Raw genomic sequence first — 26,836 nt, 5'->3', positions numbered from 1 at the left:
GATAAACAGGATGACGCCACTTCATTGCCGCCAGGGCGGCACCGGCGCGAAGCGCTTGCTGATCCAGTCGGCGAAGGCGCGGGTCTTGGCGGCTTGTCCCTTGGCGGAGGGCACGACGACATAGACCGCGCCTTCGTCGGCCAGCGTCCACTCCTCCAGGACAGGAACCAGCCGTCCGTCGCCGAGCTCGCGGCCGATCAGCCAGTCGGTGCTCATCATCAGGCCGAGGCCCTGCACGGCGGCCTCCACCAGCACCTCGGCATCGTCGCTGACCAACGGTCCGGAAACCTCGACGCGTGCGCGCCGGCCCTCGCGGTCGGTCATCTCCCAGGCCGGAAAGGTCTGGAAGCCGCTGAAGCCCAGGCAGGAATGCTCGAGCAGCGCCTGCGGCGTCCGCGGCCTGCCTCTTCGGGCGAGATAGGCGGGGGCGGCGCAAAGCAGCCGGCGCCGCGTCGCCACCTTGCGCGCCACCAGGCGCGAATCCTCCAGCGCGCCGAGCCGCACGGCGACGTCGAAATTCTCGGCGACCAGATCGGCGAAGCGGTTGGAGAATTCGGCCTCGATGCGGATATCGGGATATTCGGCAAGGAATTGCGGCAGCAGCGGTCCGATCCACATGCGCCCGAACGTGCCGGGCAGCGCCAGCCTGAGCAGGCCGCGCGGGCTGCCGTCGGCATGAGCCGACGCGGCGGCCTCTGCCTCGTCGACGGAGGCGAGGATGGCGCGCACGCGTACCAGGAATTCGGCACCGGCTTCGGTCAGCGACACGCTGCGTGTCGTGCGGGAGAGCAGCCTGACCCCCAGCCGCTCCTCCAGCGATTGCAGGCGCCGCGACAGGATGGTCGCGTCGCGCCCGACACGCACTGCTGCCCTGGTGAAGGAGCGCGCCTCGGCGATGGCAGCGAAGGCCGCCATTTCGGCAAGGGCCGCCGGTTCGTGAGATTGCTGCATTTTCCGCATTACTCAAATGCAAAATGAAACGATTATATAGGAATAGCGCAGCAGATAGGTTCACTCAACCATCAATCGTCCCACCGGAGTGAAAACCATGAAAGCCATCGAACTGAGCCAACCTCGGCTCGACGCCTTCCGCGCCGCCACCGTCGCCACCCCCGAACCGCAGCGCGGCGAGGTGCTGATCCGCCAGCGTGCGGCAAGCCTCAATTTCGTCGATGTCGCGGTGGCGAGCGGCAATTATCCCGGACCGAGCTTTCCGCTCATCCCGGTCGCCGACGGCGCCGGCGAGATCGTCGCGCTGGGCGAGGGCGTTACGAGTTTCAGCACGGGTGATCGCGTCGTCGCCCATGCCAAGCCGCGCTGGATCGGCGGCCGGCCGCGGCCCTACGAGATGACGCAGATGCGTGGCGTCTCGCTGCCGGGGTCACTGGCCGAATATGTCGCGCTGCCGGCCAATTCGCTCGTGCCGGTCCCTGCGCATCTCTCCTTCGAGGCTGCATCGACATTGCCGATCGCCGGCACCACGGCATGGAACGCGCTGCGCACCGCCAATGTCGGGCCGGGCTCGGTGGTTGTGCTGCTCGGCACCGGCGGCGTCTCGATCTTCACCCTGCAGCTTGCCAAGGCCGCCGGCGCCACCGTCATCATCACCTCGTCATCGGACGAGAAGCTGGAGCGGGCGAAGGCGCTGGGCGCCGATCATCTCATCAACTACCGCGCGACATCAGACTGGGACGGCAAGGTGCTGGAACTGACCGGCGGCCTCGGCGCCGACCTCGTCGTCGAGACCGGCGGCACCGCCACCTTCGCCCGCGCCATCAACGCCACCGCGCCCGGCGGCACGCTGTTCACCATCGGTTTCGTCACCGGCGCCGAGGCCACGATCAACCTGTTGCCGATCATCATCAAGGCGCTGAAGGTGATCGGCAACAACACCGGGTCGGTGTCCGACCTTCGCGACGCCGCCCGCGCCATCGGCGCGGCCGGGATCGAGCCGGTCGTCGACAAGGTGTTTTCGCCTGGTGACGCGGCCGAAGCCTACGCCCACATGGCCGCCGGCGGCCTGCATTTCGGCAAGCTGGCGTTCGGATTGGAGTGGTAGGGGCGAAAGCGGACGAGCGCGTAATCTCCAGCGCAAAGGGAGATTACGCGCTCCACCCTCAGATCAGCTTCTCCAGCGTGATCGGCAAATCGCGCACCCTCTTTCCCGTCGCGTGGAACACCGCATTGGCGATCGCGGGCGCGACACCGACGATGCCGAGTTCACCGACACCCTTGCCGCCGAGCGCCGAGGAGTGCAGGTCGGGAATGCCCACCGAGATCACCTCGATGTCCGGGATGTCGGCATTGGTCGGCACCAGGTAATCGGCGAGGTTGTTGTTGACGATGCGGCCGTGGCGACGATCCATGATGCCTTCTTCCAGCAACGCCTGGCCGATGCCCATGATGATGCCGCCCTTCCATTGGCTTTCGGCGAGCTTCGGGTTGTAGAGCCGGCCGGAATCCAGTGCCGACACGACGCGCGAGACGCGCACCGTGCCGAAATCCTCGTCGACGCGCACCTCGATGAAATGCGCGCACCAGGAGTAGCGGGAATAATCGCCCTCGGTGTGCGGCAGCGCCATGGCGATGGTGGTGTAGTTCTTGTAGCGGTCTTCCGCCGTCGAGTTGGCCGGCATGGTGTCGCCGGTCGCCTCGATGCGGTCGCGGCCGACGCTTTTGAGCAGTTCGGCGATCGAGACATCCGGGCCGTCGCCGCGCGGCGAAGCGATGCGGCCCTTTGCGACTACCAAAGTGTTGGCCTGCAGCGCGTGGAAGGGCGAGCGCGGATCGCTGATCGCCAGGCCCACCAGTTGATCGAGCGCCGAGGTCGCGGCCTTGTGGACCGCCCCCGTCATCACGCCAGCCAGCCGCGAGCCGCCGCTGACGCCGGCGCGGGCAAAGCGGGAGTCGCCGAGCTTCACCACAACATCGTCGGCCGGCACGCCGACCGTCTCGGCGGCGGTCTGCGCCAGGATGGTGTAGGTGCCCTGGCCCATGTCGATCGAGGAGCTTTCGACCTCGACCGAGCCGTCGGCCAGGATGCGCACGAGAGCCTCGCCGTAGGCGCGCCGCACCGGATAGGTGCCGGCGGCGACGCCCCAGCCGATCAGCTGGTTGCCGTCGCGCATCGAGCGCGGTTTCGACGAGCGCCTGGACCAGCCGAAGCGCTCGGCGCCCGCGGCAAAAGCCTCTCGCAACTGCCTGGTCGACCAGGCTTTTCTGGCGTGCGGATCCTGCTCGGCATAGTTTCTGAGCCGAATCTCCAGTGGGTCGATGCCGACCTCATAGGCGAGCTCGTCGATGGCGCTTTCGATCCCGAAGGCCGACGGATTTTCGCCCGGCGCCCGCATGGCGCCCGGCACCACGGAATTAACCCGCACGACATTCTGCTTCGAGGAGAAATTCGGCGTCGCATACATGATCGAGGTGACCGAGCCCAGCGGCTCGACCCACATGCCGTCGATGGATGTTTCATTGACGCCGCGATGCACGATCGACTGGATCATGCCGTCGCGGTCGGCGCCGATCGTCACCGTCTGGCGCGTCGCGGCGCGGCCGCCATAGCCGGTAAAGGTCTGCGGCCGCGTCATCACCAGCTTCACCGGCCGTCCCAGCATCTTGGCGGCACTTGCCGCCACCGCGCTATGGCTGAGCGCCAGCGCCTTGGAGCCGAAGCCGCCGCCAATATAGGGCGAGACCAGCCGCACATTCTCGAACGGCACTTCGAACCATTCGGCATAGGTGCGGGCCATACCGTCCAGCCACTGGCTCGGCTCCCCACACGGTGAGATGATCGCCTTGCCAGTGCGCGATCAGCCCATGCGGCTCCATCGGCGCCTGATATTCGCGCGGCGTGTTGTAGGCGGCGCAGATGCGCACCGGCGCGGCGGCGAAGGCGGCAGGCGCGTCGCCCCATTCCTTGGTCATGGCATCGATCGGAATGCCGTCGCCGGCCTTGCCGTCGCTGAGGTCGACGATGGCGGGCGTCTCGTCATAGCTGACCTTGACCAAGGCCGCCGCGGCGACCGCCTGCTCGAAGGTATCGGCGACGACCGCCGCGACGTGCTGGCCCGAGAAGGTGATGTCGCGCGCCAGCGGGCAGTAGGGCTTGTCCGGCGGCGGCGTGCCGAACCAGTCCGACGCGGTCCGGAGGCTGATGATGGTGTCAGGGGTCAGCACTTGCAGGACGCCCGGCGAGGCGTCAGCGATTGCCGTGTCGATCGCGCGCACCTTGCCCGAGGCGATCGTGCTTTCGACCAGCACGGCGTAGGCCAGACCTTCGAGCTGCTGTTCGACCGCGTATTTCGCGGCACCGGTGATCTTGGCCGGGCCGTCGACGCGCGACAGCCTGCCGCCGACGGCTTCCGTCAATGCGCCGTCGGAGGCGTCGCCCCGTTTCGATTCACCAACTCTGATGTTGTGAACGGTCATGCCGTCTCTCCCAATTTGAGGATGGCGCGCGCGACAACGCGCGGCGCGAGTTCGATCTTGTAGTGGTTGGCGCCATGGTCGACGGCGCCTTCGACGGCGAGCAGGCTCGCGGCACGGACGGTTTCCGGCTCCAGTGCCTTGCCCTTCAGGGCGTCTTCCACGGCACGGACACGCCAGGGCTTGGTCGCGACGCCGCCGAGCGCCACGCGCAGGTCGCGGATGGTGCGGCCATCGGCTTCGAATTCGATACCAACCGCCGCGCTTGCCGCAGCGAATTCATAGGATTGCCGGTCGCGGATTTTCAGATAGGTCGAGCGGCGGGCGGCGGCGGAGCCGGGGATTTCGATGGCGGTGATCATCTCGCCCGGCTCGATCGCGTGTTCCCTGTCGGGCGTGGCGCCGGGCAGCAGGAAAAAGTCGTCGACCAGAAGGTTGCGCTCGCCCAGATGAACTGTTGCGTCGAAGGCGACCAAAGCGGTGGCGAGGTCGCCGGGATACATGGCGATACAGGCCTCGCTGGTGCCGAGCACGGCGTGTCCGCGGGTGACGCCGCCGATCGCCGAACAGCCGCTGCCGGGATCACGCTTGTTGCAGGCGGAGAAGTTGGAGGGATCGCGGAAATAGGGGCAGCGCGTGCGCTGCATAAGATTGCCGCCGATGGTCGCCATGTTGCGGATCTGCGCCGACGCCGCCTGCCACAGCGCTTCGGAGATGGCGGGGAAGCGGCTCTTGATATCGGCGTGGTCGGCGACACGGCCCATTTTGGCGAGCGCGCCGATGGTGGCGCCGCGTTCGCTCACGTCGATCCGGTCGAGCCCCTTGAGATGGGTGATGTCGACCAGCGTGTCGGGCTCGGCGACGCCGCATTTGGCGAGGTCGATCAGCGTGGTGCCGCCGGCCAGCAGCATGGCGCCGGGCAGGGCGGCCGCCTGGCGTGCGGCATCGGCAGACGTGGCGCGAAGATAGGAAAAATCCCTCATGATGCGAACTCCTGAGCTGCCTGGCGCACGGCGGCGACGATGTGCGGATAGGCGCCGCAGCGGCAGAGATTACCGGCCATGTATTCGCGGATTTCCTCATCCGAGCCGGCATGGCCCTCGCGGATGCAGGCCACCGCCGACATGATCTGGCCCGGCGTGCAATAACCGCACTGGAAGGCGTCCTGCTCGAGGAAGGCAGCCTGCACGGGATGCAGTTCGCCCGCCCGTGCAAGCCCCTCAATGGTGGTGATGGCGCGGCCTTCGGCTTGCGCGGCCAGCGTCAGGCACGCCAGCACGCGCTCGCCGTCTATGTGCACGGTGCAGGCGCCGCACTGGCCATGGTCGCAGCCTTTCTTGGTGCCGGTCAGGCCTAGCCGCTCGCGCAACGCATCGAGCAGCGTCACGCGCGGCTCGAGCTGCAATTCGTGATGCTGGCCGTTGATATCGAGATGGACGGGGATTTTTGTCATGGGCGTCTGGCTCCGGTTGCTTGACGCTGAGGGGAATGAATTGGTGTCGGGGCGAAGGAGGGCAAGGGCGGCGGAGGGCTAGATGTTGGCGGCCTTCGCCAGTCTCCAGTGGGTAACCGCTTTGTCTTGCGGGTTCGAAAGAGGTGACATACGGGGTTCCCTGCCTATATGATGAAAGCACTCCACTTAAAGCGGAGGTGCCTCCGTTTATTACGTGGGGGCTGGCCTGGCCGGGTTCAAGTCCCCATATTTTGTCCGTGGAGAAAAGATTGGCCGAAGCCGTCATCGCTGAAGACGCCGCCGCGGAAACCAAACCGCTGCGCGCGGATGCCCAGCGCAACCGCGACCGGCTGGTCGAGGTGGCGGCCTCGGTGTTTGCCGAGCGCGGCATCGATGCCTCGCTGGAGGAGATCGCGCGCCGCGCCGGCGTCGGCATCGGCACGCTCTACCGGCATTTCCCGACGCGCGAGCATCTGGTCGAGGTGGTCTACCGCCGCGAGGTCGAGGCGCTGTGCGCCGCCGCCGGCGAGCTTGCGGCAAGGCATCCGTCCGATGTCGCGCTGGAGGAGTGGATGCGGCGCTTCGTCGACTACATCGCCACCAAGCGCGGCCTGGCGACCAGCCTGCGCATCCTGCTCACAACCAATTCGACGCTGTTTTCCGACACGTCGGGGCGGGTCTCGCAGGCCTTGCGGCAACTGGTCGAGGCGGCGGTGGCCGACGGCACCATCCGCGGCGATGTCGATGCCTCCGATGTGCTGCACGCCCTGTCGGGCATCTATTCCGCGCCCGATACGCCGGAGTGGCGTGACCGTTCGCGGCGGCTGGTCAAGCTGTTGATGGATGGGTTGCGGTTCGGGGCGGGGAACCCCGCCAAGGCCTGACGGTCTCCAAGACCGGTCTCAGCGAACCAAGAAACCTCGTAGACAGACGTCTCCGTTAGCCATGGCAGGCCGAGCCCGCGCGCCGCACTTGCATCTGAATGCGAGCGGTTGTTAAAATCCTCACATTTCAGGATGCACAGGCCCAACGCATGACTGCTCGCAAAGCGCAAAGGACAGCCCGGTTGATCGATCTGCTGTCGCAGCGGCGGGTTATCCATCTCAGCGAAGCGGCGGCGCTGCTCGGCGTCTCCGAGATGACGGTGCGGCGCGACATCGCCACCAACCAGGGGCAGATCGCCTATCTCGGAGGGCACATATTGGCGGCGGCCGAGATCGAGGCCGATATTCCCTACGAATTGGCGACCGCGGCCGACAGCCATGCGGCGGCCAAGCGCGAAGCCTGCGCGCATGCGGTGCGCAAGATACGGCCCGACGAGACGATCTTCATCGACTGCGGCACGACGCTGATCCATCTGATCGATCTCATTCCCGAAAATTATCAAATAACGGCAATATGTTACGCCATGAATGTCGCGGAGCGGCTGAGCCGCAGGCCCAATGTCACCATCATCATGCTGGGCGGCGTCTATCATCCAGCGTCGGCGTCATTCTCGGGCACGCATGATTTCGACATTTTGAACAGCGTCGGCATCAACGCGGCCTTCCTGTCGGCCGCCGGCGTCGATGCCAAGCGCGGTGCCACCTGCGAGCATTTCCACGAGGCGGTGGTGAAGCAGAAGGTGATGAGCCTGGCGCGCGAAAATTACCTGGTCATCGACTCGAGCAAGATCGGCAAGCTCAAGCGCGCCTTCTTCTCAGCCATGGACGGCTTCGACGCCATCATTACCGAGCACGGCGAGGTCGGGCCGGATTCATTCCTGCCGCAGGCCTGACTCCGTTTGACATTTCACTGGTCTGATGGAAAAGTCACAAAAAAAGTAAGAGAAGTCCCAAAAGGGGCTCGACAAGGGTAGGGGACGCGTCAACGGGAGGAAGTGCGGGCGTCATGATCGAACAGGGTTCGATTGCGCCATTTTCCGGGACGCCCTTGCTGCGCGTCGAGGGCGTCAGGAAGCGGTTCGGCGGCGTCAATGCGCTGCGCGGCGTCAGTCTCGAAATCCGCGCCGGTGAAGTGCACGCACTGCTCGGTGAAAACGGCGCCGGCAAGTCGACGCTGATCAAGATCCTGAGCGGCGTGCATGTGCATGATGGCGGCTCGATCGAAATCGACGGCAAGCCTGTCTCGTTTTCTTCGCCGGCCCAGTCGCGCGATGCCGGCGTGGCCGTCGTCTATCAGGATCTGAGCCTGGTCGAGTCGCTGTCGGTGGCCGACAATCTGCTTCTGGGGCGAGAGCCGAAGACGCGGCTCGGCTTCCTGAAAAAACGCCAGCTGGTGGCGCAGGCCGAAGCCTTCCTCAAGTCGCAGAACATCCCGCTCGATGCCCGTGCCATGGTCGGCTCGCTGCCCTTCGCCTATCGCCAGATGACCGAGATCGCCAAGGCGCTGATGGGCGATGTCCGCCTGCTCATTTTGGACGAGCCGACCTCGGCGCTGACCGATGATGAGGAGAAGATCCTGTTCGAGGCGATCCGGGCGGTCGCGGCGCGGGGCGTCGGGGTGATCTATGTCACGCATCGCCTCAACGAAGTGTTCCGCATTTCCAACCGGGTAACCGTCTTCCGCGACGGGCAGAACGCCGGCACCTTCGTCACGGCGCAAACCAATATGCGGCAATTGGTCGGCGCGATCGTCGGGCCGGATCACGCTGTGCTGAAAGCAGATGGCGATGCACCTGCACAAGGCACGGCGTCATCGGCCGGTTCATCTGAAAAGCCCGTGCTCGAATTGAAAGGTGTCAGCAATGACCGGCTCGACGGGGCCAGTCTCGAATTGCGCGCCGGCGAAATCCATGGCCTTGCCGGGCTGATCGGCAGCGGACGCACCGAAATCCTGCAGACCATCTTCGGCCTGCGATCCGTTCAATCGGGCGAGGCCAGCCTGGACGGTGTCTCGCTGAAGGGCACAGACCCGGCGGCGGCGATCGGGCTGGGCATCGCGCTTGTGCCGGAGGACCGGCACGTCCAGGGCCTGGTCCTCGAACATTCGATCGAGCGCAATCTGACCTTGCCCCGCCTGCCTTATTTCTCGCGCCTTGGCTGGCTGCAGCGGCGGCCGGCGAGCGAACATGCCAATGCGGCGATGCGCCGGCTGGCCGTGAAGGCGCCGAGCGCGTCGACCATGGTGAAGAACCTGTCGGGCGGCAACCAGCAGAAAGTGGTGTTCGGCAAATGGAACGAACCACGGCCGCGCGTGCTGCTGCTCGACGAGCCGACGGTCGGGGTCGATGTCGGCGCGCGCGAGGAGATTTACGGCGTCATTCGCGCCGCGGCAGCGGCCGGCAGCGGCGTGCTGCTGGTGTCTTCGGACCTCTCCGAACTGCTGCAGCTTTGCGACCGCATCTCCATCGTCGTCGATGGCCGGATCACCAGGACGATCGCGCGGCCGGACTTCGGCAGCGCCGAGGATCTTCATCACCTCATTCAACTTTCGCAGCCATCGGAAGAGCACGCGGCATGACCGACATCCAAAGCCCAGCGAAAGCCGCAGCCAGCCAGCCAGGTGGTCGCTCGGCCTTGCAGCATCTGCTCCAGGGCGACCGGCCCTACATGCTCTACGTGGCCTTCGCCATCATGCTGATCGTGTTCAGCCTGGCGTCGCCCTGGTTCCTGTCGATCGACAATTTTCTCAACATCGGTCGCCAGACGACACTGGTCTCGATCATCGCGGTGGGCATGACATTCGTCATCATCTCCAGGCAGATCGACCTGTCCGTCGCCTCGACGCTGGCACTTTCGGGCATGAGCGCATCGCTGGCCATGGCCTTTGTCGCCAACAGCTGGGTCGTCGGCGCCGTGGCGGGGCTGGGCACCGGGGCGCTGATCGGGCTGCTCAACGGTGTCTTGACCACGCGCCTGGAAATCCCGTCCTTCCTGGTGACGCTGGGCACGCTGAGCGGCGCGCGCGGCCTGGCGCTGATGGTCACCAACACCAAGCCGGTCATCATCACCAACGAGTATTATTTCGCGATCTTCGGCGAAGGCTCGGTGCTCGGCATACCGGCGCCGATCCTGTGGACGCTCGGCGTCACCATCGCCGGCATCTTGCTGCTGCACTACAGCGTCTATGGGCGGCGGGTTTACGCGGCGGGCGGCAACCCGACGGCCGCGCTCTATTCCGGCGTCCATATCAAGCAGGTCACGACGCTCGCCTTCGTGCTGACCGGCACGCTCGCCGGGCTGGCGTCGCTCATCCTGTCGGCGCGCTCGCACGCGGCGCGGCCCGATGTGGTGCAAGGCATGGAGCTCGACGTCATCGCCTCGGTCATCCTTGGCGGCTGCAGCCTGTTCGGCGGCCGCGGCTTCGTGCTCGGCACGCTGCTCGGCAGCCTGATCATCGGCACGCTCAACAACGGACTGGTGCTGCTCGGCGTCAGCTCGTCACTGCAACTTGTCATCAAGGGAGCAATCATCGTCGCCGCGGTCGCGTTCACGAGGAGGTAAGGCGCACGCGGAAATCAGCAGAAGCCGCCGACTCCAAACGGCAAAACAAATATCAACAATCAACGGAGGAAGTCATGAAATCGGTTCACTCGCTTTTCTGCACATTGAGCCTCGCCGCCAGCGCCTTCGCGCTGTCGACGTCCCTGAGCGTGGCGCAGACGCCGGACACTTGCGTTACCGGCGTCGACATGGCGACACTCGGTCCCAAGGGCATTGTCGGCCAAGGCCCGCATGGCGAGAAGGCAGCCTCGCCCGACGAGCTGAAATTGACCGACGAAGAGGCCGCCAAGGTCAAGGCCGGCAAGTTCAAGGTCGGCATTTCCATGCAGACGGTGAACCTCGACTGGTCGCAATTGCAGGTGCAAGGCATCAGCGAAACGCTGGCAAAATATGGCGTCACCGTCACCGGCGTGGCGTCGGCCGAGTATCAGGTCGACAAGCAGATCGCCGATATCGAGAACACCATCCAGCAGCATCCGGACGGCATCATCTCCATTCCCGTCGATTTCACGGCGACGGCGCCGACCTACAAGAAGGTGGGCGAGGCCGGCATCAAGCTGGTGTTCATGGACAGCATCCCCGTTGGCCTCTCATCTCCCAAGGATTTTGCCTCGATGATCTCGGCCGACAGCCAAGGCAACGGCCAGATCGCGGCGCAGATCCTGGCGTCCTGCATGCCCAAGGGCGGCACGATCGGCCTGGTCAATTTCGGCGTCGACTATTTCAGCACCAATGAGCGCACCAAGGGCGTCGGTGAGTGGATGAAAAAGAACCGTCCCGACATCGTCATGAAGCAGGTCGACTTCACCGATCCCTCCAAGGTCTCGCAGATCTCCGGCGATTTCCTCACCGGCAATCCCGATGTGAAGGGGCTGTTCGCGGTATGGGACCAGCCGGCGCTGGACACGCTGTCCTCGATGCGCGCGCAAGGCATCGACATTCCGATCACCACCGTCGATCTCGGTCTGCAGTCGGCGATCGAGATCGCCAAGGGCGGACCGCTCAAGGCAACCGGCTCGCAGCGCCCCTATGACCAGGGCGTCGCCGAGGCGCTGGCGATGATGAAGGCGCTGATCGGGCAACCCACGCCCGCTTGGGTCGGCGTGCAGTCGCTGCCGGTGGTGCAGTCCAACGTGCTGGAATCCTTCAAGACTGTCTTCCACAAGGATCCGCCGGCTGAACTCGTCGACGCCTGCAACAGCGCCAAGCCGAAGTGCAATTGAGATAGCGGCATGGGCGCGGGAGAGATCCCGCGCCCACAATAGCCGGAACGGCCATTCATCCCGGGCGTGGGGCATGCTAGGCGTCAATAGCTTGATTTGCCTGTTATCCACGTTTTCGAGGGCATGCGATGTATGTAGGCCGTTCCTACAAACTGATCGATTTCGCGCTGTGGTCGCGGCGCAGCGTCATCTACATGGTGGTGGTGAGCGGACTGGCCGTCGCGGCCTACCGTCTTCCGGGCATTGCCGGGTTCTCGGTGCCATGGTCTGTCGTGCTCGTGCTCGGCACCACCGTGTCTCTCGTCGCCGGCTTCAAGAATTCGCAGGTGCTGACCCGCAGCGGCGAGGCGTTGCAGGCCTTCACGCAAATCATCGCCAGCAGCCGGATGTGGTCCAATTTCTGCCGCGACTTCCTCGACGCGCCGACGGCGAGGCAGCTCATCTACCGTCATATCGCCTGGATGACGGCACTGCGCTTTTCGCTGCGGCGGCCGATGCCCTGGGAATCGATGGGGAAGGCGGCCAATATCGAGTATATGCGGCGCTACCGCATCAGCGAGGACAAGGGCTCGCTCGCCGAGGAATTGCCGCCGCTTGTGGCCGAACAGGCCGACAAGGTGCTGAAATCGCCGCAGCCGGCGCTGGCCCTGCTCGAAATGCAATCGGTCCAGGTCAACGCGCTGTTCAAGGACGCCAAGCTCCCCCCGCAGATATACGTCGAACTGACGAAGCTGATCCGCGACTTCCACGATCAGCAGGCGCGCTGCGACCGCATCAAGAACAATCCCTATCCGCGCCAATACGCCATCGTCAGTTCCATGTTCGTGATGATCTTCTGCACGCTGCTGCCGTTCGGCGTCGTTCCGGTCTTCGCGGAGATGGGCAAGCTGGGCGGTGCGCTCGGCACATTCGGCATCTGGCTGACGATCCCGTTCAGCACGCTGCTGGGCTGGGCCTACATGTCTCTCGACCAGGTCGGCGAAAGCAGCGCCAACCCGTTCGAGGGCAATGCCAACGACGTTCCAATCTCGCAGATCTGCCGCGACATCGAGATCGAACTGCGCGCGGGCCTTGGCGAGGCTGACCTGCCGAAGCCCTTGCTGCCCGTCAACGATATCGCGACCTGAAGTGCCTGATCTGGCGCGGCTACGCTTTCGCTTCGACGAGGATCACCAGCGATTCCGGCACCACGCCATCATGCGCCATGGCGTCGGCGGCCGCCTTGCTCTGCATTAGCGCGGCCATCTTATCCATATCCGGCACGTCCATCATCACGGCCACCCGTTTCGGGTTCTGCGGATCGACGAAGGTGCGGATGTTGGTGATCCCCAGCGAGCCGAAAAGCTCCTTGCGCTTGGGTGAACTGAGCCAGTGCTTGCTGTCTTTCGAGATGTTGTGATGGCCGATTACGGTTGGCATGGCATCCTCCCCAGGGTGACGCCGGCGGTCGATATCGCCCGCCTGATGCTGCGATCCACCTGTACGGGCCAGTGAGCGCCGTTTCCCGTAGACTGTCAATTAGCTGTTGCTGATGGAGCTGTCGCGACGTGGAGTCACCGACAGATCAGGGCTGCGAACGATGTGGCGTGCGTTCCACCCGTGCCTGGAGTTATGAATTGTAAGCCATTGCTGCCGGTTGAGGATATCGAAACCTAGGCGGGACTGACGCCTATTCCGAGATTGCTCGATTGCCGATCGCGACGCCACCCCAGTCCTCAGGCGCGACGTCGGCGATCGACTGAGAGAACGTCCAGTGGTGGCCGGCGAAGTCGCGACAGGAATATTGCCGCTCGCCATAGGGGAAGCTGACCGGCGGGCTCAGGATCACGGCACCGTGGCGCACAGCTCGCTTGTGATGGGCATCGACATCCATGACACGCACCATCACCGCTAACGGCGCGCCGGCCTGCTCCGGTATCGGTTCGCCCTTCTTCGATCCGGCGACAATCAACGCTCCCTCACCGAAGTCGAGTTGGTGGCGGTGGTTGCCGATGATTAGCCTCTGTTCGAACCCGAAGACGTGGCAGAGCCAGCGGCTGGCCGTCTCGACATCGGATAGGCGAGCACTGGTATAATCGTGCTCGCGGGCATCGACCGATTGGTGATCATGTCATCTCCCGTCGCGTTTGGTGCAAGGGCATGAAGGCTGTGCGCGAAGCGCCCAGCGCCTCAACTATAGGGCGACCAGCACTGCTGGCGGGGTCCGCTATAAGGCTGATAGCTGTTGTCCCAGGCGCGGTAGGAAACGTAGCGCTCATGGCACCAGCGTACGTGCGCCGCTTCCAGACGCACCGCGGGACGCGGCAATGGCGCGACAGTCGCCGCCGCGACACTGGCGGCAAAGGCGGCGGCGGGGAACCAGTAGCCGTTGTAGTAGCGGTAGCCCGGCCGCACGCGGACATAGCCGCGATAGCCGTTATAGTAGTAGCCGCCGCCGACGACGTAGAAGCCGCGCCGGAACCACACCGGCGTCGGCGCTGTGGTGGCCGATGCCGGGGCAGAGGCCGGCACGACCGGCAGGGCCTGAGCCGGCGAGGCCAGCACCGAGGCGCCAATCATCAAACCGCAAAATGCCGCAAGCGTCCGTTTCATCATGTCTCTCCTGTGGGATGGGTTGTCTAGGGGATCACTGGCGCCGGAGCGCCCGCAGTTCGGAGATGGAAAGCGCACCGTCGCCATTCGTGTCCGCCCGCAGCAACCGGTCGGGAATGAAGGCGGCAAACTCGTCGCGCGAAATCTTGCCATCGCCATTGCGGTCGATGCGGCTGGCCTGTGCTCGGAAGTCGGCGAATTGCGCGGCCTGGAAGTCTCGCTTCGACTTCACCTGCTCGACGGCAGTGCGCACTTCGCCCGCGTCGAGCAGACCATTGTGGTTGGCATCCATCCGGTCGAACATCCGCGCCCGCGCGGCCTGGATTTCGCTGAACTCCAGCTTTCGGTCGCCGTTGGTGTCGATACGCCGGAAGAGTTCCCTGGCGCCGCTGCCGTCCGCCGCACAGACGCTGCCAGCGCCAAGCAGCAGGCCGGCAAGGGCTATGACGATCTTGTTCATGCTGGTCTCCGCATTGGGTCGGATGGTCCGCCGCGGACCGTCCTTGCAGAGCCTTCTACGCAGGCCCTTTTGTGCTCCTACGCGCGATCGGGAGATTTTTCTCGAGATGCTGCGGGCGCAACTGCCGAGCGATGCCGCGACGCAGATTGGCGCGTTCGAAAAGAATCTCCCGTGTCGAGCGTAGGGTCCGGCCCGGTGCTGCGTATCGGTCAGCAGTCGCCCCCCGCGACCCGACCACGAAAGGATCATCATCATGAAACGTTCAGCACTCATTGCGGCCTTGCTTGTCGGACTTGTGCCGCTCCGTGCGGCGCAGGCACAAGACATGCCGGGCCAGCGCATCCTGCAACGCATCGATACCAATGGCGACGGCGCCATCTCCAAGGACGAGATGACGGCCGCCCGCGAGCGGCTGTTCAGGCGGCTCGACCGCAATGGCGACGGCGTCATCGACGAGAAGGAGATCGACAGCGCCCGCCAGGCGATCGAGGATCGCGCCGAGGTGGCGCAGGCGCGGCTCGGCAATCGCTGGCGCCGCCTCGACACGAATGGCGACGGCAAGGTGTCGCAACAGGAATTTGCCAGCAGCATGCCGTTGTTCGACCTCATTGATCGCAACGGTGACGGCAGGATTTCCGCGGACGAGATCGCAACCATCCGCAAGCTGATAGCCGAGCGTGCCAACTAATCGGCAGCGATCATTCCCTTTACAAAACAAGGAGTACGACATGTTGTTTTCAGTAAAGATTCCGGCGCTCTGTATCGGCGCGGTGCTTGCCTGGTCGGCCGCTTCGCCGGCCTCGGCCGAGGAGTGGCGGCGTCCGACCGCGCATGGCGGCGAGATCAGCCGCAGCGTGACCCGGGACGGCAATGTCTATACCGGCTCGACCACCCGCACCGGGGCCAATGGCGGTGCCTACACATCGAGCTCCAAATGCATTGGTGGCGTTGTTGATCGCTGCGCCAGAAGCTATTCTGGCACCGGCCCGAATGGGCAGACCTTCTCCGGCAAGCGTGTATCGGCGGCGGGGCCGTTTCGAGGCCGTTCGGCAGGTAGCTTCACCGGTCCTAACGGCAAGACCGTCTACGGCATTCGCCGCTGGCGCCGCTGACATCTGGTGATGGATTTGAGCCCGAAATTCGTTTCTGCGCCGATCCGGATCGATGCGAGGTTCGGACTCGCCATCGAAGTCTTGCCAACCGGTGGCCGCCACCGTGCAGCATGACGAGCCCAGAGGCGACGACGAGCTTCTGGCCCGCATCGCCGGGGGCAACCAAAGCGCGCTGTCCGAGCTCATCGCTCGCCATGGCCGCGGGTTGCGAATGTTCGCGGCGCGTTATCTCGGCAATGCCGGCGACGCCGAGGATGTGGTGCAGGAGGTGTTCGTGACCGTCTGGAAACAGGCCGCGCGGTTTGATCCGGCCAAGGGGCGGGCTTCGACCTGGCTCTACCGGATCACCGCCAACCGATGCATTGACCAGCGTCGACGCAGGGCGCTACGCAGCTTCATCGGGCTGGACGACATAAGGGATGAGGTCGCCGCGCCGGAGGCGGACGCCGAGGCGACGACGGCGGCGCGGCAGGAACTGGCGATCGTCCGCGACGGGCTCTCGCGCCTGCCGGAACGGCAGCGCATGGCGGTACTGCTGAGAGCCGTCGGCGACCTCGACATCGCGGCGATCGCCGAGGTGATGGGCGGCAGCATCGGCTCGGCCGAGCAATTGCTGGTGCGCGGACGGCGTGCGCTCAGGGATCATTTGGCAATGGCGGCCGTGAGCCGCGAAAGGGAGTCCTCATGACACGGGACGAATTCGAACGACACAGCCTGCGCTTTGGCGCTGCGGTCGAGACATGGCCGGCGCCTTTCCGCCAGCAGGCGCTGGCGCTGCTGGCGGCCGAGCGCAAGGACGACCCGGATGCCGCGCTCGATCGTCTCGTGCTCGAAGCGGCGCTGACCGATGGCGACGACCAGGCACTGGCGCGCAAGGTGCTGGCCCGTATCGAAGCCGGCTCGGCACGCCCGTCTCTCTTGCCGCGCCTGCTCTTCAGTCCGGCCGGGTTCGCGGCCTGCGTCGCTGCCGTGCTGGTGGCGGCAACGTTGGCAGGCTACCAGGTGGCGCGGCTACAGGATGATCCGTCCGATACGGAGCTTCTGGCGCTGGCGTCCGGTTCGTCGCTGGCCGATGGCGGTATCGCGGCCGACGCGGAAGGGGAGGGCTCGCTTTGAAGCGTCCCTGGATATGGACGGCGACGCTGGTGCTGCTCGCCCTTTCGCTCGCCGTCAACTTCTTCCTGGTCGGTTATGCCATGCACGGGTTGCGCCAGGGCGCGGCGGCGCGCGTACTGTTGTCGGAAATTGCCAGCAGCTATCCGCCCGAGGTGAGGAAGGAGTTCCGCGGCATTCTGCGCGACAACCGCTCGCGCACCTTCCAGGCGTTGCGCGACTTGCGCAGTGCTCGCGCCAATCTGGCGGCGGCACAAACCGCCAAACCCTTTGATGAAGCGGCGGTGAAGGACGCGATGGCGGCGGTGCGCAGCGCAACGACCAACCTTCAGGCGACCATGCAGGATTATCTCCTGACCGCGCTGAAGAACGTTAACGCCAAGCCCGCCGCGGGAGGCTAAGCCGCGACGGCCCTACTGACGGCACAATCGTCGCCGACCTATGTCGATGTCCAACCGGCTTGCGATCGCAAAGATGGAACAATGCGGCACGACAGGCTTGTCCTGACCCTGATTTGGCGCGAGCTCTCGGCTGGCCTGCGCTCGATGCGCCGACGCGATCTCGTTTGGATCGTCGCTGGCGGTGGGGCGTTGCTCGCCTACGCCATTGCCGACATCGTCGTCGCCTTGCATGCGGTATCCGCCACCCTGCGTCAGGCGCAGGCGCTGTGGGCGGTCGGCTTGCCGGGGGTGCTTCTTTGCCTTGGCGGCTTCGCCGGCAGCGCGATCGCAAGACTTTGCCTGTCGCGCGCCTTCGCGCCGTTCCTGAAAGCATTGCCTCTTTCACTCATGGAGCGCCGGCGCATGGCGGCCGTGGCGGCATGTGCGCTGGGCGTTCCCCTTGCCTTCATCGCGGCGGCGGCCGTGGGCCTTGGGTGTTTCGTCATCGCAAAACCACTGGCGCCGGCCTGGGGTCTCGGTGCCGTGATGCTGTTTGGCGCCGGCTTTGGCGCGGCGGCGGTGCTGCGCCTGCGGAGCGCTCGCGACCTGGTCCTCAGCGATAGTGCCGATCCGGTGAGCGATCCGGGCGGGCGCAAGCCTTGGCTCGGCGCCTTCGATCGTTCGACGCCGGCCTGGCTCTCAAGCTGGGCCTGGGACCTGCCCGCCGGGCGCGTAAGGCTTTCATGGCGGCTGGCGGGGGCAGCCATCCTGTTCGGCCTCGCGGCAGTCGTTGCCGGCTCCATCAGCCTTGCCCGCCATGATGCCGTGCCGGCGGCGATGGCCGGGCTGACCGGCGGCCTTCTGGTGTTCATGTTGAGCGCGCGGTTCCATCCACTCGGCTCGCCGGTGCTGCGCACGGCTCCGCTCGGCTTCGTCAGGGCCTGGCTGCGCCTGGCGCGGCTGCCGCTGCAATTGTCGCTCGCCTTCTTCCTCCTGCCGGCGGGAGCCGCCCTGGCGGCGGAACCGTCGGCCTGGGCGATGCCGCTCGCCAGCGGCTTCTGGCTGCTGGCGCTGAACGGCGCCTATGCGGTGTTTGCCGCCTATTTCATGACCGCGCCGTTCGTCGCGGCGCTGAGCTTCCTCAGCGCCATCGCCTACGCCAGCTACGAGACGCTCGAATATGGGCGCACGGTGCTGATCGGTTTTGCCGCCCTTGTGCTGTTTCTGTGGCACCAGGCGCAACGGAGATATCGCCATGGATAGCAGCATCGATCCTGCCGAAATCCTCGCGGTTCGCGGGCTCAGCGCCGGCTATGCTGGCCGCGCGGTCGTCAGCGGCATCGACCTGTCGCTCGACAGGGGCGACATCCTCGGCCTGCTCGGCGCCAACGGTTCGGGCAAGTCCACCTTGCTCAGGGCCATCACCGGCCAGATCCGGCCGCTCGGGGGGACCGTGGCGATCGAGGGCGCCGACCTTGCGAGGGCACCGGAACGCGCCAAGTCAGGCTTCGGCCTTGCCGTGGATCCATTCGACCTGCCGGCGGCGCTGAGCGGGCGGCAATATCTCCAACTCGTCGCCTCGATCCGCGGCTGCGCCGAAGACGACTGGCCTGGCGTCGATGTCACTGATCGGCTTGGGCTCAATCGCTGGATCGAACGGCCGATAGCCGAATATTCGCTCGGCACGCGGGCCAAGATCGCCATTGCCGCGGCCCTGCTCGGCGCGCCACCGCTACTGATCCTCGATGAGTCCCTGAACGGCCTCGATCCGCTTGCCGCCTTCGAGGTGAAGCGCATCATCCTGGCCCTGGCTTCCAATGGCCGCCATGCCGTCATCATCTCCACCCATGTCGTGGAAGCAGTGCCGGGCCTGTGCAACCGCGCCATCCTCCTGGCCGATGGCCGCATGGCACGCGCGCGTGGCACGCAAGGCAACTGGCCGAGGCCGGCCAGATGCCCGGCGCCTTCGAAGCCGAAGTCATGCAGGCGCTGGCGGTCCAGGCGGCCGATGGGTGATGGCACGTCGCGCCTGGACGGCTGAAACCCAGCCGTTTCGCAACGGCTGCGGTCACGCAGGGCTCAAACCTCCAGGCAGACCTTGCCGAAATGCTTCCGCGCTGCGTAGTGCGTGAAGGCGGCGGCTATCTCGCGCAGCGGGAAGCGACGGTCGATGACGGGCTTGATGCGATTGACGTCTATGGCGCGGATCATGTCCTCCTGGTCCGCCCGGCTGCCGATCGAAATGCCGCTGATGCGGATCTGGTTCGAGAATATGGCCGGGATCGAGACATCTGCCGCAAAGCCGGTCAGCACGCCAATCAGGGCGATGTGGCCGCCTGTCCGGCAGGCGCTTATGGATTGCGCCAGCGTGGCGGGGCCGCCGACTTCGATCACGTGATCGACGCCGCGGCCATCCGTCAGCTCCCGAACCTTGCGGCTCCAGTCCGGCACGGCCTTGTAGTTGATGTCGGCGTCGGCGCCGAGGCGGCTCAGCCGCTCCAGCTTTTCCTCGTCGGAGGAGGTGGCGATGACCCGGGCGCCGGCGGCCTTGGCGAATTGCAGCGCAAACAACGACACGCTGCCGGTGCCCAGAACCAGCACCGTGTCGCCGGGCCTGACCTTGCCGGATACGACCAGGCCTCGCCAGGCGGTGACGCCGGTGCAGGTCAGCGCCGCGGCTTCCGCGTGCGTATAGCCCGCGGGAGCTTTGGTGAAGGCCTGCGCGGGCATGCAGACATATTCGCTGGCGAAGCCGTCGAAACTCTCTCCTGGAATGTCGCGCCTGGTGGCGGGCGTCATGTCGCCGTCAAGCCACCGGGGATAGAAGACACTGACGACGCTGTCGCCGGGCTTGAGCGCATCGACTTTGCTGCCGACGGCGATCACTTCACCGGCGCCGTCGGACAGCGGCACGCGGCGGTCGGCCAGCTTTGTCTTGCCCTGCACCGCGAAATCGTCGCGCATGTTCAACGAGCAGGCGCGGATCCTGACCATCACGTCGCCGGGTCCCGGCTGCGGCGGATCTTCCTCGACCAGGTCGAGCCTGTCCAAGCCACCTGGCGCTCTCAGCCTGACAAGCCTCATTGTCTTCTCCGATGTGTGGGGATGTTTGATGCAGGCGCGCCGGCTCTATCGGACCTGGCGGCCGGAAATCACCCGCAGCCAGGGTGCCAGATGAAAGGCGCTCATCAAGAGATACATGGCCGGCATCCCGGTTAAAGACGGGCCGGTGAGCGGGGAGGCGCCCATGCACAACATGGCCGCGTCGCCGCCTTGAAGGCAGGACAGCAGGGCCATCAGGGCAAAGGTGGGCGCCGCGGCGAGGCAGAGCCAGTCGGCGACGCCAAGGGTGGTGGTGCTTTCAGGGGTCGCGCTGGCGGTGCTTATGTGGGTATCGCTCATGATCTTAATTCCTTGATGGTCGCTGTCCTTCAGGATTTGGGCTCCTCTCCCTCGCCAAGAGCGAGGGAGAGGAGCGCTTTCCTGTCCAGTCCCTGCTTACTCACCCTTATCCCTGAAGGCGGCTTCGCCGGCGGCGGCCACTTCGGCCCATTTCTTGTCGGCGCCGGCTTCGTAATTGTCGTGCCAGTTCCACCAGCTATAGAGCGGGGTCTGGGGATAGCCTTCGGGCGAATCCTCCCAGATCTCCTGGCGGCCGAGCGGGGTAGCGTCGAGATAGCTCCAGACCGTGCCCATCTGCTCGTCGCCGCGGCTGTTGATGAGATAGGTGCGGAAGACGCGGTCGCCGTCGTGGATGAAGACGTTGTGGCCGTGCCATTCGTCGACGCCGAAATCCTTGTCGAAGCTGTCGGTGATCGTGTACCAGGGCATCTCCCAGCCCATCCGCGCCTTCAGCCTGACAATGTCGGCTTGCGGCGCGCGCGAGGCGTAGGCCAGCGTGGTGTTGCGAGCGTTGAGATGGGCGAGGTGGCCGACCTGGTCGGCGCCGAGCGAGCAGCCGCGGCAGGCATGATCGGGCCAGCCATAGACGCCCGGCTCGAAGAAGGCGCGGTAGACGATCAGCTGGCGGCGGCCTTCGAACAGGTCGAGCAGGCTTGCCTTGCCGTTGGGGCCTTCGAACACATAGGCCTTGTCCACTTCCATCCACGGCATGCGCCGGCGTTCGGCGGCGAGTGCGTCCTTGGCGCGCAGCGTCGCTTTCTCCTTCACCAGCATCTTCTCGCGGGCGGCGTCCCATTCCTGCCGCGAAACGATCGGCGGGGTCTTCATCGTCATGTGCTTGGTCATTGGTCTTCTCCTTTGTCAGTCATGGTGCCGTCGCGGCCTGTGATCGCGTCGGGATCCAGGCCAGGGCGATGGAGCGGGGTGAGGTGAGTTACATTCGCGACGGGATTTGAATCGTCCGGCCCGGCGCAGCAGGAGTGGCGGGGCCGTGCGGTGTGTTCGAGATTGTCGGTTGCAGGCATTTTCAACTATCCCTAATGAGATGCTTACTATTAATACCTGAGATGCTCAGGCTAACGAGTGCCGGAATTGGCGTCAACGGTGCCGATGGCGGCCTCAGCCACATGGCTAGGTCTCCATCGGGCCAACGCCGCTTGCTGACCGGCGGTGGTGATTTAAGTTAGGGCGCAAACGTGCCGGGGTGGGAGTTACAAGTGTGACGGGATTTGAATGGACTCGCTGATCACCGCGGCGGCGCTGGCGCTGGCGGCGGGCGATCCGCTCGGCGCGCTCGACCGCGTCGCCTTGCGCGAGGACGCGCCGGCGCTGGCGCTGCGTGGCATCGCCATGGCGCAGCTCGGCGATTTCGATCGCGCCAAGCTTCTGTTGCGGCGGGCCGCGCGCGCCTTCAGCCCGAAAGAGGCTGTCGCGCGCGCCAGATGCGTCGTCGCGGAGGCCGAGATCGCGCTGGTCTCGCGTGACCTGGGCTGGCCGGCCAAGGCGCTCGACGCGGCGCGCACGACGCTGGAAAAGCATGGCGACCGGCTGAACGCGGCGCATGCCGGCCACCTCAAGGTGCGGCGCCTGCTGTTGATCGGCCGGCTCGACGAGGCCGAGCATGTGCTGGCCGGGCTCGACCCGACGCCGCTGCCACCGGCCGCGCGGGCCGCGCATGAGCTCGCTGTCGCCGGCATCGCCATGCGGCGCCTGCGGACCCGGCCGGCACGCGCGGCGCTGGAATGGGCGCGCAACGCCGCCCGCCAGGCCGGCATTCCAGGCCTTATGGCCGAGGTCGCCACCGCGTTCCTGGCGCTGGAAACACCGGCGGCGCGGCTGATCACGCAAGGCACGGAGCGGCCGCTGCTGCTCGAAGAGGTCGAGGCGCTGCAGGCATCGCCGGCGCTGGTCGTCGATGCCTTTCGCTACACCGTGCACGCCGGGGACAGGACGGTTTCGCTGGCGAGCCGCCCGGTGCTGTTCGCGCTGGCGCGCGCACTCGCTGAAGCCTGGCCCGGGGATGTGTCGCGAGAGGAGCTCGTGGCGCGGGCCTTTGGCGGCAAGCATGCCGATGAATCGCACCGCGCCCGGCTGCGTGTCGAGATCGGCCGGCTGCGCGCCGAGCTTGCGGCACTTGCCGACATCAGCGCCACCAAGCGCGGTTTCACGTTGGCGCCGCGCCTGGCGCGCGCGGTGATGGTGCTGGCGCGGCCGATCGAGGAACGCCACGCCGCCGTGCTGGCCTTGCTGGCCGACGGCGAAGCCTGGTCGAGCTCGGCGCTGGCGCTGGCGCTCGGAACCGGCCAGCGCAGCGTGCAGCGGGCGCTGGAGCCGCTCGCCGAGGCCGGCAAGGTGCAGTCTTTCGGCCATGGCCGGGCGCGCCGCTGGATGACGCCGCCGGTGGCCGGATTCACGACCACCTTGTTACTCCCGGCGCCGCTGCCAAACGGCTAAGGTGTGGCGATATTCAGGTGAGGCCGGTCTGCAAACGGCGGCTTCCTGCGCTTCCGGTGCTCACGTACGAAAAGTACGCTCCGCTCCGGTTCTCGGAAGCCACCATTTTCGACTCGGCCTGACCTGAATCTCGACACACCTAAATCCCGTAACGTAGATCAGCGGATGACGACCACGAGGATCAAGACATGAAGCATTCACCGGCCGAAATCCTGCGCGAATACGGACCCTTTCCCGGCGTGGAGCGGATACATGGGGTGAGCTTCGACGGCGAGAACGTCTGGTTTGCCTCGGGCGACAGGCTGAACGCCTTCGATCCGCAAAGCGGGCAGACGCTGCGTTCGATCGATGTCGCCGCACACGCCGGCACCGCCTTTGACGGCCGGCATTTCTTCCAGCTCGCCAATGATCGCATCCAGAAGATCGATCCCGATACGGGCGCGGTGCTCGCCACGATCCCGGCGCCCGGCGGCGGCCGTGACTCCGGGCTGACCTGGGCCGAAGGCACGCTGTGGGTGGGGCAGTACCGCGAGCGCAAGATCCACCAGATCGACCCCGAGACCGGAAAAATCCTGCGCAGCATCGAATCCAGCCGCTTCGTCACCGGTGTGACCTGGGTGGATGGCGAATTGTGGCACGCCACCTGGGAGGGCGACGAGAGCGATCTGCGCCGCGTAGACCCGAGAACCGGCAAGCTTCTGGAGAGGCTCGACATGCCGGCCGGCATGAGCGTCTCGGGGCTGGAATCCGACGGCGCCGACCGCCTGTTCTGCGGCAGCACATCCACTCCGGTGGTGCGGGCGGTGCGCCGGCCGAAATGAGCCGGTTCCCCTGACGAAGACATCAAGTCTGTGAAGTCGCCGGCGAATTTGTCCGCCGGCGACTGGTCGTCGTCCCGGCACTTGCCTAGATAGGCTGGGTCGGGCGACCGCCCGGACATTTCTTCGCAAAGGATCCGACCATGCCAGAACTGATGACGTTGAACGACGGCACCGCCATTCCCCAGCTAGGCCTTGGCGTGTGGCAGGTCGATCACGGCATCACCGCCGATGTGGTGGGCTGGGCGATCAAGGCCGGCTACCGGCTGATCGACACCGCGCAGGGCTACCGGAACGAGGAAGGCGTCGGCGAGGCGATCCGCGCCGCCGATGTGCCGAGAAGCGAGCTGTACATCACCTCGAAGCTGCGCAACGGCGCGCATGAGCGCGACGCGGCGCTCCGCGCTTTCGACGACACGATGGAAAAACTCGGCATCGAGCAGCTTGACCTGTTCCTGATCCACTGGCCGGTGCCCAGCCGCGACAAATATGTCGAGGCCTGGAAGACCCTGATCGAGCTGAAGCAGGCCGGCCGCATCAAGTCGATCGGCGTTTCGAATTTCAACAGGGATCATCTGGAACGCATCATCGGCGAGACCGGCGTGGTCCCGGTGGCCAACCAGATCGAGCTGCATCCGCGTTTCCAGCAGCGTGCGCTCAGGGAATTTCATGCCGGGCATGACATCCAAACGGAGAGCTGGAGCCCGCTCGGCAGCGGCCGGCTGCTCGGCGACCCGACGATCGCGGGCATTGCAGCGAAGCATGGCAAGTCCGCCGCGCAGACGATCATCCGCTGGCATCTCCAGCAAGGGCTGATCGTCATCCCCAAATCGATCCGCCAGGACCGCATCGCGGCCAATTTCGACGTCTTCGACTTCGAACTGGACGCGCAGGACCTGAAGACGATCGCGGGCATGGATTCGGCTGATGGCCGCGACGGCCCGAACCCGGCGACGGCGGCTTTTTTGTTTTAAAGAGCCGGCGATGAAGCCGCCGATCTCCCCCCTCGTGGGGGTTGAGGAGTGGTCCGCGTAGCGGACAGAAAGCCAATTGCTTGGCTTTCTGAACGACGAACGCCCGGCAGGGCAGAGGGGGGCGCCGTAGGGCGCTAGCGTCAATCTAAAAGGCAGCCATGCCTCATACTCCATTGCCTCCACAGAATCGATTACACGCACGGTCGATGCGCAAAGCCATGACCGATGCCGAGTTAACGCTCTGGAATGCACTTCGCGCACATCGGTTGATGGGGCTTGGCTTTCGCCGGCAACTCCCGATCGCCGGCTATATTGTCGATTTTGCCTGTCCGCAGAAAAAGCTCATCGTGGAGCTCGATGGCTCCCAGCATGCTGATGCAGACCTTGCAGCCGCCGACGCCTCAAGGACAAAGCGCCTGGAACAGGATGGCTGGACTGTTTTGCGGTTCTGGAACGACGATGTCATCCGCGACATCGACAATGTCTGCCAGCATATCATCATCGTTGCAGGGCTAGCTGGCACGTCCTGATAGGCCGGCGGGACAGCGCCCCCCTCTGTCCTGCCGGACGTTCGTCGTTCAGAAAGCCAAGCAATTGGCTTTCTGTCCGCTACGCGGACCACTCCTCAACCCCCACGAGGGGGGAGATCGGCGGCTTCACCGTCCGCGCTCGCTAAATCCCGGACCCGTCCAGTTGTTGCGCGTCGTCGCCTTCCCAGGGCGCCGGCATTGAGCCGCCGCGGCTGAGGTTGGCCGAGGGCATGGGCATCCAGCATTTCAGCTCGGGTTCGGCATATTCGACGACGCGGCCGGGCGAGGAATCCGATGCGCGCCAGCCTTCACCGGCGAACTGGTCGCCGCGCGACCAGTAGGCGAGGTCGACTTCGGCTGGCCCCTGTTCGGAGGGACGGACCGTGACCAGGATCCGGCTGCCGTCCTTGGGCGCCGTCGACATGTGGCGCCACCGTTCGGGCTCGTCCATCGCAATTCCTCCTGCCTTGGTGCGAGATGAAGTGTCGCCTCGCCATCGATGGTGGTCAACCCACACTTTGTCGGATTGCAGCTGCCGACCGCGTCCTTGGTCTGGCATGTTCGCCAGGATCAGGAGAGGCATTCATGAATGACAAGGTCGAGCCGGGCGCGGGTGAAATGAAACTGTATTTCAGCCGCAATCCCAATCCGCGCCTGGCGGTCGCGGTGGCGCGTTACCTCCAGGCGCAGGTGACTTTCGAATTCGCGTCACCCTTTTCGCCGGGGCAAGCGGAGCGATTCCGGCCGCTCAATCCCAATCTTTCCATTCCCATACTGGCATGGCCGGGCGGCAGCCTGTGGGAGGCGGACGCCATCGCCTGCCGGCTGTCGCGCGCGACGCGTTCCGATTTCTGGCGCACCGACGAGGACGAACCCGACATGATCCGCTGGCTGAGCTGGGGCAAGGAGAATTTCATGCGCGCCTGCGACGCCGTGCATTTCGAGCGCGGCACCAAGCAGCGCTATCGCCTCGGGCCGATCGACGAGGACAAGGTCAAAGAGGGGCTGGAAGAGTTCCACAAGGGGGCCGCGATCCTTGAGGCGGAGCTGGCCGACCGGCAATGGCTGGTCGGAACGTCGCTTTCCTATGCCGATTTCCGCATGGCGGCCTTCCTGCCGTTCAACGATGCCGCCGGCCTGCCGCTCGGCGACTATCCCGCGCTCATCAGCTGGTATCGCCGGCTCGAAGCCATCGATGCCTGGCGCGACCCGTTCAAGGGGCTGGATGCGCCGCCCCTGGCACCGGTGCCGCGGCAAGGTGCGGTGCTGTAACTGACAAAACTGACGACCGGCGTATACACAAACGAAACTTGAAGACGCCGGCCGCCATTTGGGGCGTTGGGGTGCATCTCGTTGGGGCGCGATGCAAGGTCAGGCTAAACGGATGGCCGGCCTCCGCAACCGCAACGCCGGCGCATGGTGAATAACAGGTTACTATCCACAGGGGCGGCC

At 65.4% G+C, this 26,836-nt stretch carries 29 protein-coding genes and 2 pseudogenes; 19 read left to right on the top strand and 12 right to left on the bottom strand.

Translation table 11 applies throughout. The features are described from left to right. Positions 1-21: 21 nt before the first annotated feature. Entirely contained in the window at positions 22-951 is a 930-nt protein-coding gene (locus tag ACVILI_RS25140) for a LysR family transcriptional regulator (protein WP_019859421.1), read from the bottom strand. Positions 952-1,048: 97 nt separating this feature from the next. On the opposite strand from ACVILI_RS25140, the gene ACVILI_RS25135 reads away from it, so the two are divergent. Beyond that, complete coding sequence (locus tag ACVILI_RS25135) at positions 1,049-2,059, top strand: zinc-dependent alcohol dehydrogenase family protein (RefSeq protein ID WP_202379911.1); 1,011 nt, start codon at positions 1,049-1,051, stop codon at positions 2,057-2,059. A gap of 58 nt (positions 2,060-2,117) precedes the next feature. Here the strand turns inward: ACVILI_RS25135 and ACVILI_RS25130 are convergent. The 3 genes and pseudogenes from ACVILI_RS25130 to ACVILI_RS25120 all read right to left on the bottom strand — a co-directional run bounded on the left by ACVILI_RS25130 (position 2,118) and on the right by ACVILI_RS25120 (position 5,881). Next, positions 2,118-4,431 (bottom strand): annotated as a pseudogene (locus tag ACVILI_RS25130) (xanthine dehydrogenase family protein molybdopterin-binding subunit). Continuing rightward, a complete protein-coding gene (locus tag ACVILI_RS25125) occupies positions 4,428-5,411 on the bottom strand; it encodes an FAD binding domain-containing protein (protein ID WP_038648060.1) in 984 nt (327 codons plus the stop codon). Before ACVILI_RS25125 ends, ACVILI_RS25130 begins: the two are co-directional and overlap by 4 nt. Beyond that, on the bottom strand, positions 5,408-5,881 hold the full coding sequence (locus ACVILI_RS25120) for a (2Fe-2S)-binding protein (RefSeq protein WP_081295939.1): 474 nt from the start codon (positions 5,879-5,881) through the stop codon (positions 5,408-5,410). Before ACVILI_RS25120 ends, ACVILI_RS25125 begins: the two co-directional genes overlap by 4 nt. A gap of 257 nt (positions 5,882-6,138) precedes the next feature. On the opposite strand from ACVILI_RS25120, the gene ACVILI_RS25115 reads away from it, so the two are divergent. From ACVILI_RS25115 to ACVILI_RS25090, 6 genes are all read left to right on the top strand, one after another. Next, positions 6,139-6,765, top strand: a complete 627-nt coding sequence (locus ACVILI_RS25115; protein WP_051726838.1) for a TetR/AcrR family transcriptional regulator — start codon at positions 6,139-6,141, stop codon at positions 6,763-6,765. A 149-nt stretch (positions 6,766-6,914) separates the two neighbouring features. After that, a complete protein-coding gene (locus tag ACVILI_RS25110) occupies positions 6,915-7,658 on the top strand; it encodes a DeoR/GlpR family DNA-binding transcription regulator (protein ID WP_038648057.1) in 744 nt (247 codons plus the stop codon). 113 nt (positions 7,659-7,771) lie between these two features. Then, positions 7,772-9,343, top strand: a complete 1,572-nt coding sequence (locus tag ACVILI_RS25105; protein ID WP_038648054.1) for a sugar ABC transporter ATP-binding protein — start codon at positions 7,772-7,774, stop codon at positions 9,341-9,343. Next, the gene (locus tag ACVILI_RS25100) at positions 9,340-10,326 is read left to right on the top strand and encodes an ABC transporter permease (RefSeq protein WP_038648052.1); all 987 of its coding nucleotides are present in this window, start codon (positions 9,340-9,342) and stop codon (positions 10,324-10,326) included. The genes ACVILI_RS25105 and ACVILI_RS25100 overlap by 4 nt, the downstream gene beginning before the upstream one ends. A gap of 74 nt (positions 10,327-10,400) precedes the next feature. Then, positions 10,401-11,549: a substrate-binding domain-containing protein gene (locus ACVILI_RS25095; protein ID WP_038648049.1), complete on the top strand. Its 1,149-nt coding sequence runs from the start codon at positions 10,401-10,403 to the stop codon at positions 11,547-11,549. 128 nt (positions 11,550-11,677) lie between these two features. Then, positions 11,678-12,676: a bestrophin family protein gene (locus tag ACVILI_RS25090; RefSeq protein ID WP_038648047.1), complete on the top strand. Its 999-nt coding sequence runs from the start codon at positions 11,678-11,680 to the stop codon at positions 12,674-12,676. 19 nt (positions 12,677-12,695) lie between these two features. Here ACVILI_RS25090 and ACVILI_RS25085 read toward each other — a convergent pair whose 3' ends face one another. The 4 genes and pseudogenes from ACVILI_RS25085 to ACVILI_RS25070 all read right to left on the bottom strand — a co-directional run bounded on the left by ACVILI_RS25085 (position 12,696) and on the right by ACVILI_RS25070 (position 14,601). Then, complete coding sequence (locus ACVILI_RS25085) at positions 12,696-12,968, bottom strand: hypothetical protein (RefSeq protein WP_019859410.1); 273 nt, start codon at positions 12,966-12,968, stop codon at positions 12,696-12,698. 250 nt (positions 12,969-13,218) lie between these two features. Further along, positions 13,219-13,563 (bottom strand): annotated as a pseudogene (locus ACVILI_RS25080) (VOC family protein); the annotation flags it as partial. A 155-nt stretch (positions 13,564-13,718) separates the two neighbouring features. Next, positions 13,719-14,144 carry a BA14K family protein gene (locus ACVILI_RS25075; RefSeq protein ID WP_457102643.1) on the bottom strand — a complete coding sequence of 142 codons (426 nt, stop codon included), beginning with the start codon at positions 14,142-14,144 and terminating at the stop codon, positions 13,719-13,721. 31 nt (positions 14,145-14,175) lie between these two features. Continuing rightward, positions 14,176-14,601 carry an EF-hand domain-containing protein gene (locus ACVILI_RS25070; RefSeq protein WP_038648041.1) on the bottom strand — a complete coding sequence of 142 codons (426 nt, stop codon included), beginning with the start codon at positions 14,599-14,601 and terminating at the stop codon, positions 14,176-14,178. 253 nt (positions 14,602-14,854) lie between these two features. Here ACVILI_RS25070 and ACVILI_RS25065 point away from each other — a divergent pair, with 253 nt between their 5' ends. From ACVILI_RS25065 to ACVILI_RS25035, 7 genes are all read left to right on the top strand, one after another. After that, a complete protein-coding gene (locus ACVILI_RS25065; RefSeq protein ID WP_038648039.1) occupies positions 14,855-15,289 on the top strand; it encodes an EF-hand domain-containing protein in 435 nt (144 codons plus the stop codon). Between the two features lie 40 nt (positions 15,290-15,329). Then, on the top strand, positions 15,330-15,713 hold the full coding sequence (locus ACVILI_RS25060; RefSeq protein WP_038648036.1) for a hypothetical protein: 384 nt from the start codon (positions 15,330-15,332) through the stop codon (positions 15,711-15,713). A 91-nt stretch (positions 15,714-15,804) separates the two neighbouring features. Next, the gene (locus ACVILI_RS25055; protein WP_038648034.1) at positions 15,805-16,401 is read left to right on the top strand and encodes an RNA polymerase sigma factor; all 597 of its coding nucleotides are present in this window, start codon (positions 15,805-15,807) and stop codon (positions 16,399-16,401) included. Further along, on the top strand, positions 16,398-16,829 hold the full coding sequence (locus ACVILI_RS25050) for a hypothetical protein (RefSeq protein ID WP_038648032.1): 432 nt from the start codon (positions 16,398-16,400) through the stop codon (positions 16,827-16,829). The genes ACVILI_RS25055 and ACVILI_RS25050 overlap by 4 nt, the downstream gene beginning before the upstream one ends. A gap of 29 nt (positions 16,830-16,858) precedes the next feature. Continuing rightward, on the top strand, positions 16,859-17,227 hold the full coding sequence (locus tag ACVILI_RS25045) for a periplasmic heavy metal sensor (RefSeq protein WP_236951998.1): 369 nt from the start codon (positions 16,859-16,861) through the stop codon (positions 17,225-17,227). Positions 17,228-17,308: 81 nt separating this feature from the next. Then, positions 17,309-18,469: a hypothetical protein gene (locus ACVILI_RS25040; RefSeq protein WP_038648029.1), complete on the top strand. Its 1,161-nt coding sequence runs from the start codon at positions 17,309-17,311 to the stop codon at positions 18,467-18,469. Next, the gene (locus ACVILI_RS25035; RefSeq protein WP_457102642.1) at positions 18,462-19,247 is read left to right on the top strand and encodes an ATP-binding cassette domain-containing protein; all 786 of its coding nucleotides are present in this window, start codon (positions 18,462-18,464) and stop codon (positions 19,245-19,247) included. Before ACVILI_RS25040 ends, ACVILI_RS25035 begins: the two co-directional genes overlap by 8 nt. A gap of 38 nt (positions 19,248-19,285) precedes the next feature. Here the strand turns inward: ACVILI_RS25035 and ACVILI_RS25030 are convergent, their stop codons facing one another. The 3 genes from ACVILI_RS25030 to ACVILI_RS25020 form a co-directional block, all read right to left on the bottom strand. After that, on the bottom strand, positions 19,286-20,290 hold the full coding sequence (locus ACVILI_RS25030; RefSeq protein WP_038648024.1) for a zinc-dependent alcohol dehydrogenase family protein: 1,005 nt from the start codon (positions 20,288-20,290) through the stop codon (positions 19,286-19,288). Positions 20,291-20,335: 45 nt separating this feature from the next. Further along, positions 20,336-20,608 (bottom strand): hypothetical protein, encoded by a 273-nt coding sequence (locus ACVILI_RS25025; protein ID WP_038648022.1) that lies wholly within the window; start codon positions 20,606-20,608, stop codon positions 20,336-20,338. Positions 20,609-20,704: 96 nt separating this feature from the next. After that, complete coding sequence (locus ACVILI_RS25020) at positions 20,705-21,454, bottom strand: DUF899 domain-containing protein (RefSeq protein ID WP_010910518.1); 750 nt, start codon at positions 21,452-21,454, stop codon at positions 20,705-20,707. Positions 21,455-21,841: 387 nt separating this feature from the next. Between ACVILI_RS25020 and ACVILI_RS25015 the strand changes: the two genes are divergently transcribed. The 4 genes from ACVILI_RS25015 to ACVILI_RS25000 all read left to right on the top strand — a co-directional run bounded on the left by ACVILI_RS25015 (position 21,842) and on the right by ACVILI_RS25000 (position 25,384). Beyond that, positions 21,842-23,062, top strand: coding sequence for a helix-turn-helix domain-containing protein (locus tag ACVILI_RS25015; protein WP_240564487.1), 1,221 nt, complete (start codon positions 21,842-21,844; stop codon positions 23,060-23,062). A gap of 188 nt (positions 23,063-23,250) precedes the next feature. Beyond that, positions 23,251-23,883 (top strand): Vgb family protein, encoded by a 633-nt coding sequence (locus tag ACVILI_RS25010; protein WP_019859397.1) that lies wholly within the window; start codon positions 23,251-23,253, stop codon positions 23,881-23,883. Between the two features lie 140 nt (positions 23,884-24,023). Continuing rightward, complete coding sequence (locus ACVILI_RS25005) at positions 24,024-24,854, top strand: aldo/keto reductase (protein WP_038648016.1); 831 nt, start codon at positions 24,024-24,026, stop codon at positions 24,852-24,854. 158 nt (positions 24,855-25,012) lie between these two features. Further along, entirely contained in the window at positions 25,013-25,384 is a 372-nt protein-coding gene (locus ACVILI_RS25000; protein ID WP_084791601.1) for an endonuclease domain-containing protein, read from the top strand. A 142-nt stretch (positions 25,385-25,526) separates the two neighbouring features. On the opposite strand, the gene ACVILI_RS24995 is transcribed toward ACVILI_RS25000, so the two are convergent. After that, the gene (locus ACVILI_RS24995; protein ID WP_019859393.1) at positions 25,527-25,835 is read right to left on the bottom strand and encodes a hypothetical protein; all 309 of its coding nucleotides are present in this window, start codon (positions 25,833-25,835) and stop codon (positions 25,527-25,529) included. Positions 25,836-26,002: 167 nt separating this feature from the next. Here ACVILI_RS24995 and ACVILI_RS24990 point away from each other — a divergent pair, with 167 nt between their 5' ends. Then, on the top strand, positions 26,003-26,656 hold the full coding sequence (locus tag ACVILI_RS24990; protein WP_038653007.1) for a glutathione S-transferase family protein: 654 nt from the start codon (positions 26,003-26,005) through the stop codon (positions 26,654-26,656). Positions 26,657-26,836 lie beyond the last annotated feature (180 nt).

The sequence above is a fragment of the Mesorhizobium sp. USDA 4775 genome (genome assembly GCF_054062655.1).
Note: the sequence above shows the minus strand (reverse complement) of the source record. Positions and strands in the feature narration are given on the sequence as shown.

What these genes read in the sequence shown, in the direction of transcription:
- ACVILI_RS25040 (WP_038648029.1), top strand. Translation starts at nt 17,309, where the DNA reads ATGCGGCACGACAGGCTTGTCCTGACCCTGATTTGGCGCGAGCTCTCG.
- ACVILI_RS25025 (WP_038648022.1), bottom strand. Translation starts at nt 20,608, where the DNA reads ATGAGCGATACCCACATAAGCACCGCCAGCGCGACCCCTGAAAGCACC.
- ACVILI_RS24990 (WP_038653007.1), top strand. Translation starts at nt 26,003, where the DNA reads ATGAAACTGTATTTCAGCCGCAATCCCAATCCGCGCCTGGCGGTCGCG.
- ACVILI_RS25015 (WP_240564487.1), top strand. Translation starts at nt 21,842, where the DNA reads ATGGACTCGCTGATCACCGCGGCGGCGCTGGCGCTGGCGGCGGGCGAT.
- ACVILI_RS24995 (WP_019859393.1), bottom strand. Translation starts at nt 25,835, where the DNA reads ATGGACGAGCCCGAACGGTGGCGCCACATGTCGACGGCGCCCAAGGAC.
- ACVILI_RS25090 (WP_038648047.1), top strand. Translation starts at nt 11,678, where the DNA reads ATGTATGTAGGCCGTTCCTACAAACTGATCGATTTCGCGCTGTGGTCG.
- ACVILI_RS25070 (WP_038648041.1), bottom strand. Translation starts at nt 14,601, where the DNA reads ATGAACAAGATCGTCATAGCCCTTGCCGGCCTGCTGCTTGGCGCTGGC.
- ACVILI_RS25105 (WP_038648054.1), top strand. Translation starts at nt 7,772, where the DNA reads ATGATCGAACAGGGTTCGATTGCGCCATTTTCCGGGACGCCCTTGCTG.
- ACVILI_RS25125 (WP_038648060.1), bottom strand. Translation starts at nt 5,411, where the DNA reads ATGAGGGATTTTTCCTATCTTCGCGCCACGTCTGCCGATGCCGCACGC.
- ACVILI_RS25060 (WP_038648036.1), top strand. Translation starts at nt 15,330, where the DNA reads ATGTTGTTTTCAGTAAAGATTCCGGCGCTCTGTATCGGCGCGGTGCTT.
- ACVILI_RS25020 (WP_010910518.1), bottom strand. Translation starts at nt 21,454, where the DNA reads ATGACCAAGCACATGACGATGAAGACCCCGCCGATCGTTTCGCGGCAG.
- ACVILI_RS25095 (WP_038648049.1), top strand. Translation starts at nt 10,401, where the DNA reads ATGAAATCGGTTCACTCGCTTTTCTGCACATTGAGCCTCGCCGCCAGC.
- ACVILI_RS25030 (WP_038648024.1), bottom strand. Translation starts at nt 20,290, where the DNA reads ATGAGGCTTGTCAGGCTGAGAGCGCCAGGTGGCTTGGACAGGCTCGAC.
- ACVILI_RS25075 (WP_457102643.1), bottom strand. Translation starts at nt 14,144, where the DNA reads ATGATGAAACGGACGCTTGCGGCATTTTGCGGTTTGATGATTGGCGCC.
- ACVILI_RS25050 (WP_038648032.1), top strand. Translation starts at nt 16,398, where the DNA reads ATGACACGGGACGAATTCGAACGACACAGCCTGCGCTTTGGCGCTGCG.
- ACVILI_RS25140 (WP_019859421.1), bottom strand. Translation starts at nt 951, where the DNA reads ATGCAGCAATCTCACGAACCGGCGGCCCTTGCCGAAATGGCGGCCTTC.
- ACVILI_RS25005 (WP_038648016.1), top strand. Translation starts at nt 24,024, where the DNA reads ATGCCAGAACTGATGACGTTGAACGACGGCACCGCCATTCCCCAGCTA.
- ACVILI_RS25100 (WP_038648052.1), top strand. Translation starts at nt 9,340, where the DNA reads ATGACCGACATCCAAAGCCCAGCGAAAGCCGCAGCCAGCCAGCCAGGT.
- ACVILI_RS25065 (WP_038648039.1), top strand. Translation starts at nt 14,855, where the DNA reads ATGAAACGTTCAGCACTCATTGCGGCCTTGCTTGTCGGACTTGTGCCG.
- ACVILI_RS25035 (WP_457102642.1), top strand. Translation starts at nt 18,462, where the DNA reads ATGGATAGCAGCATCGATCCTGCCGAAATCCTCGCGGTTCGCGGGCTC.
- ACVILI_RS25010 (WP_019859397.1), top strand. Translation starts at nt 23,251, where the DNA reads ATGAAGCATTCACCGGCCGAAATCCTGCGCGAATACGGACCCTTTCCC.
- ACVILI_RS25110 (WP_038648057.1), top strand. Translation starts at nt 6,915, where the DNA reads ATGACTGCTCGCAAAGCGCAAAGGACAGCCCGGTTGATCGATCTGCTG.
- ACVILI_RS25120 (WP_081295939.1), bottom strand. Translation starts at nt 5,881, where the DNA reads ATGACAAAAATCCCCGTCCATCTCGATATCAACGGCCAGCATCACGAA.
- ACVILI_RS25085 (WP_019859410.1), bottom strand. Translation starts at nt 12,968, where the DNA reads ATGCCAACCGTAATCGGCCATCACAACATCTCGAAAGACAGCAAGCAC.
- ACVILI_RS25135 (WP_202379911.1), top strand. Translation starts at nt 1,049, where the DNA reads ATGAAAGCCATCGAACTGAGCCAACCTCGGCTCGACGCCTTCCGCGCC.
- ACVILI_RS25000 (WP_084791601.1), top strand. Translation starts at nt 25,013, where the DNA reads ATGCCTCATACTCCATTGCCTCCACAGAATCGATTACACGCACGGTCG.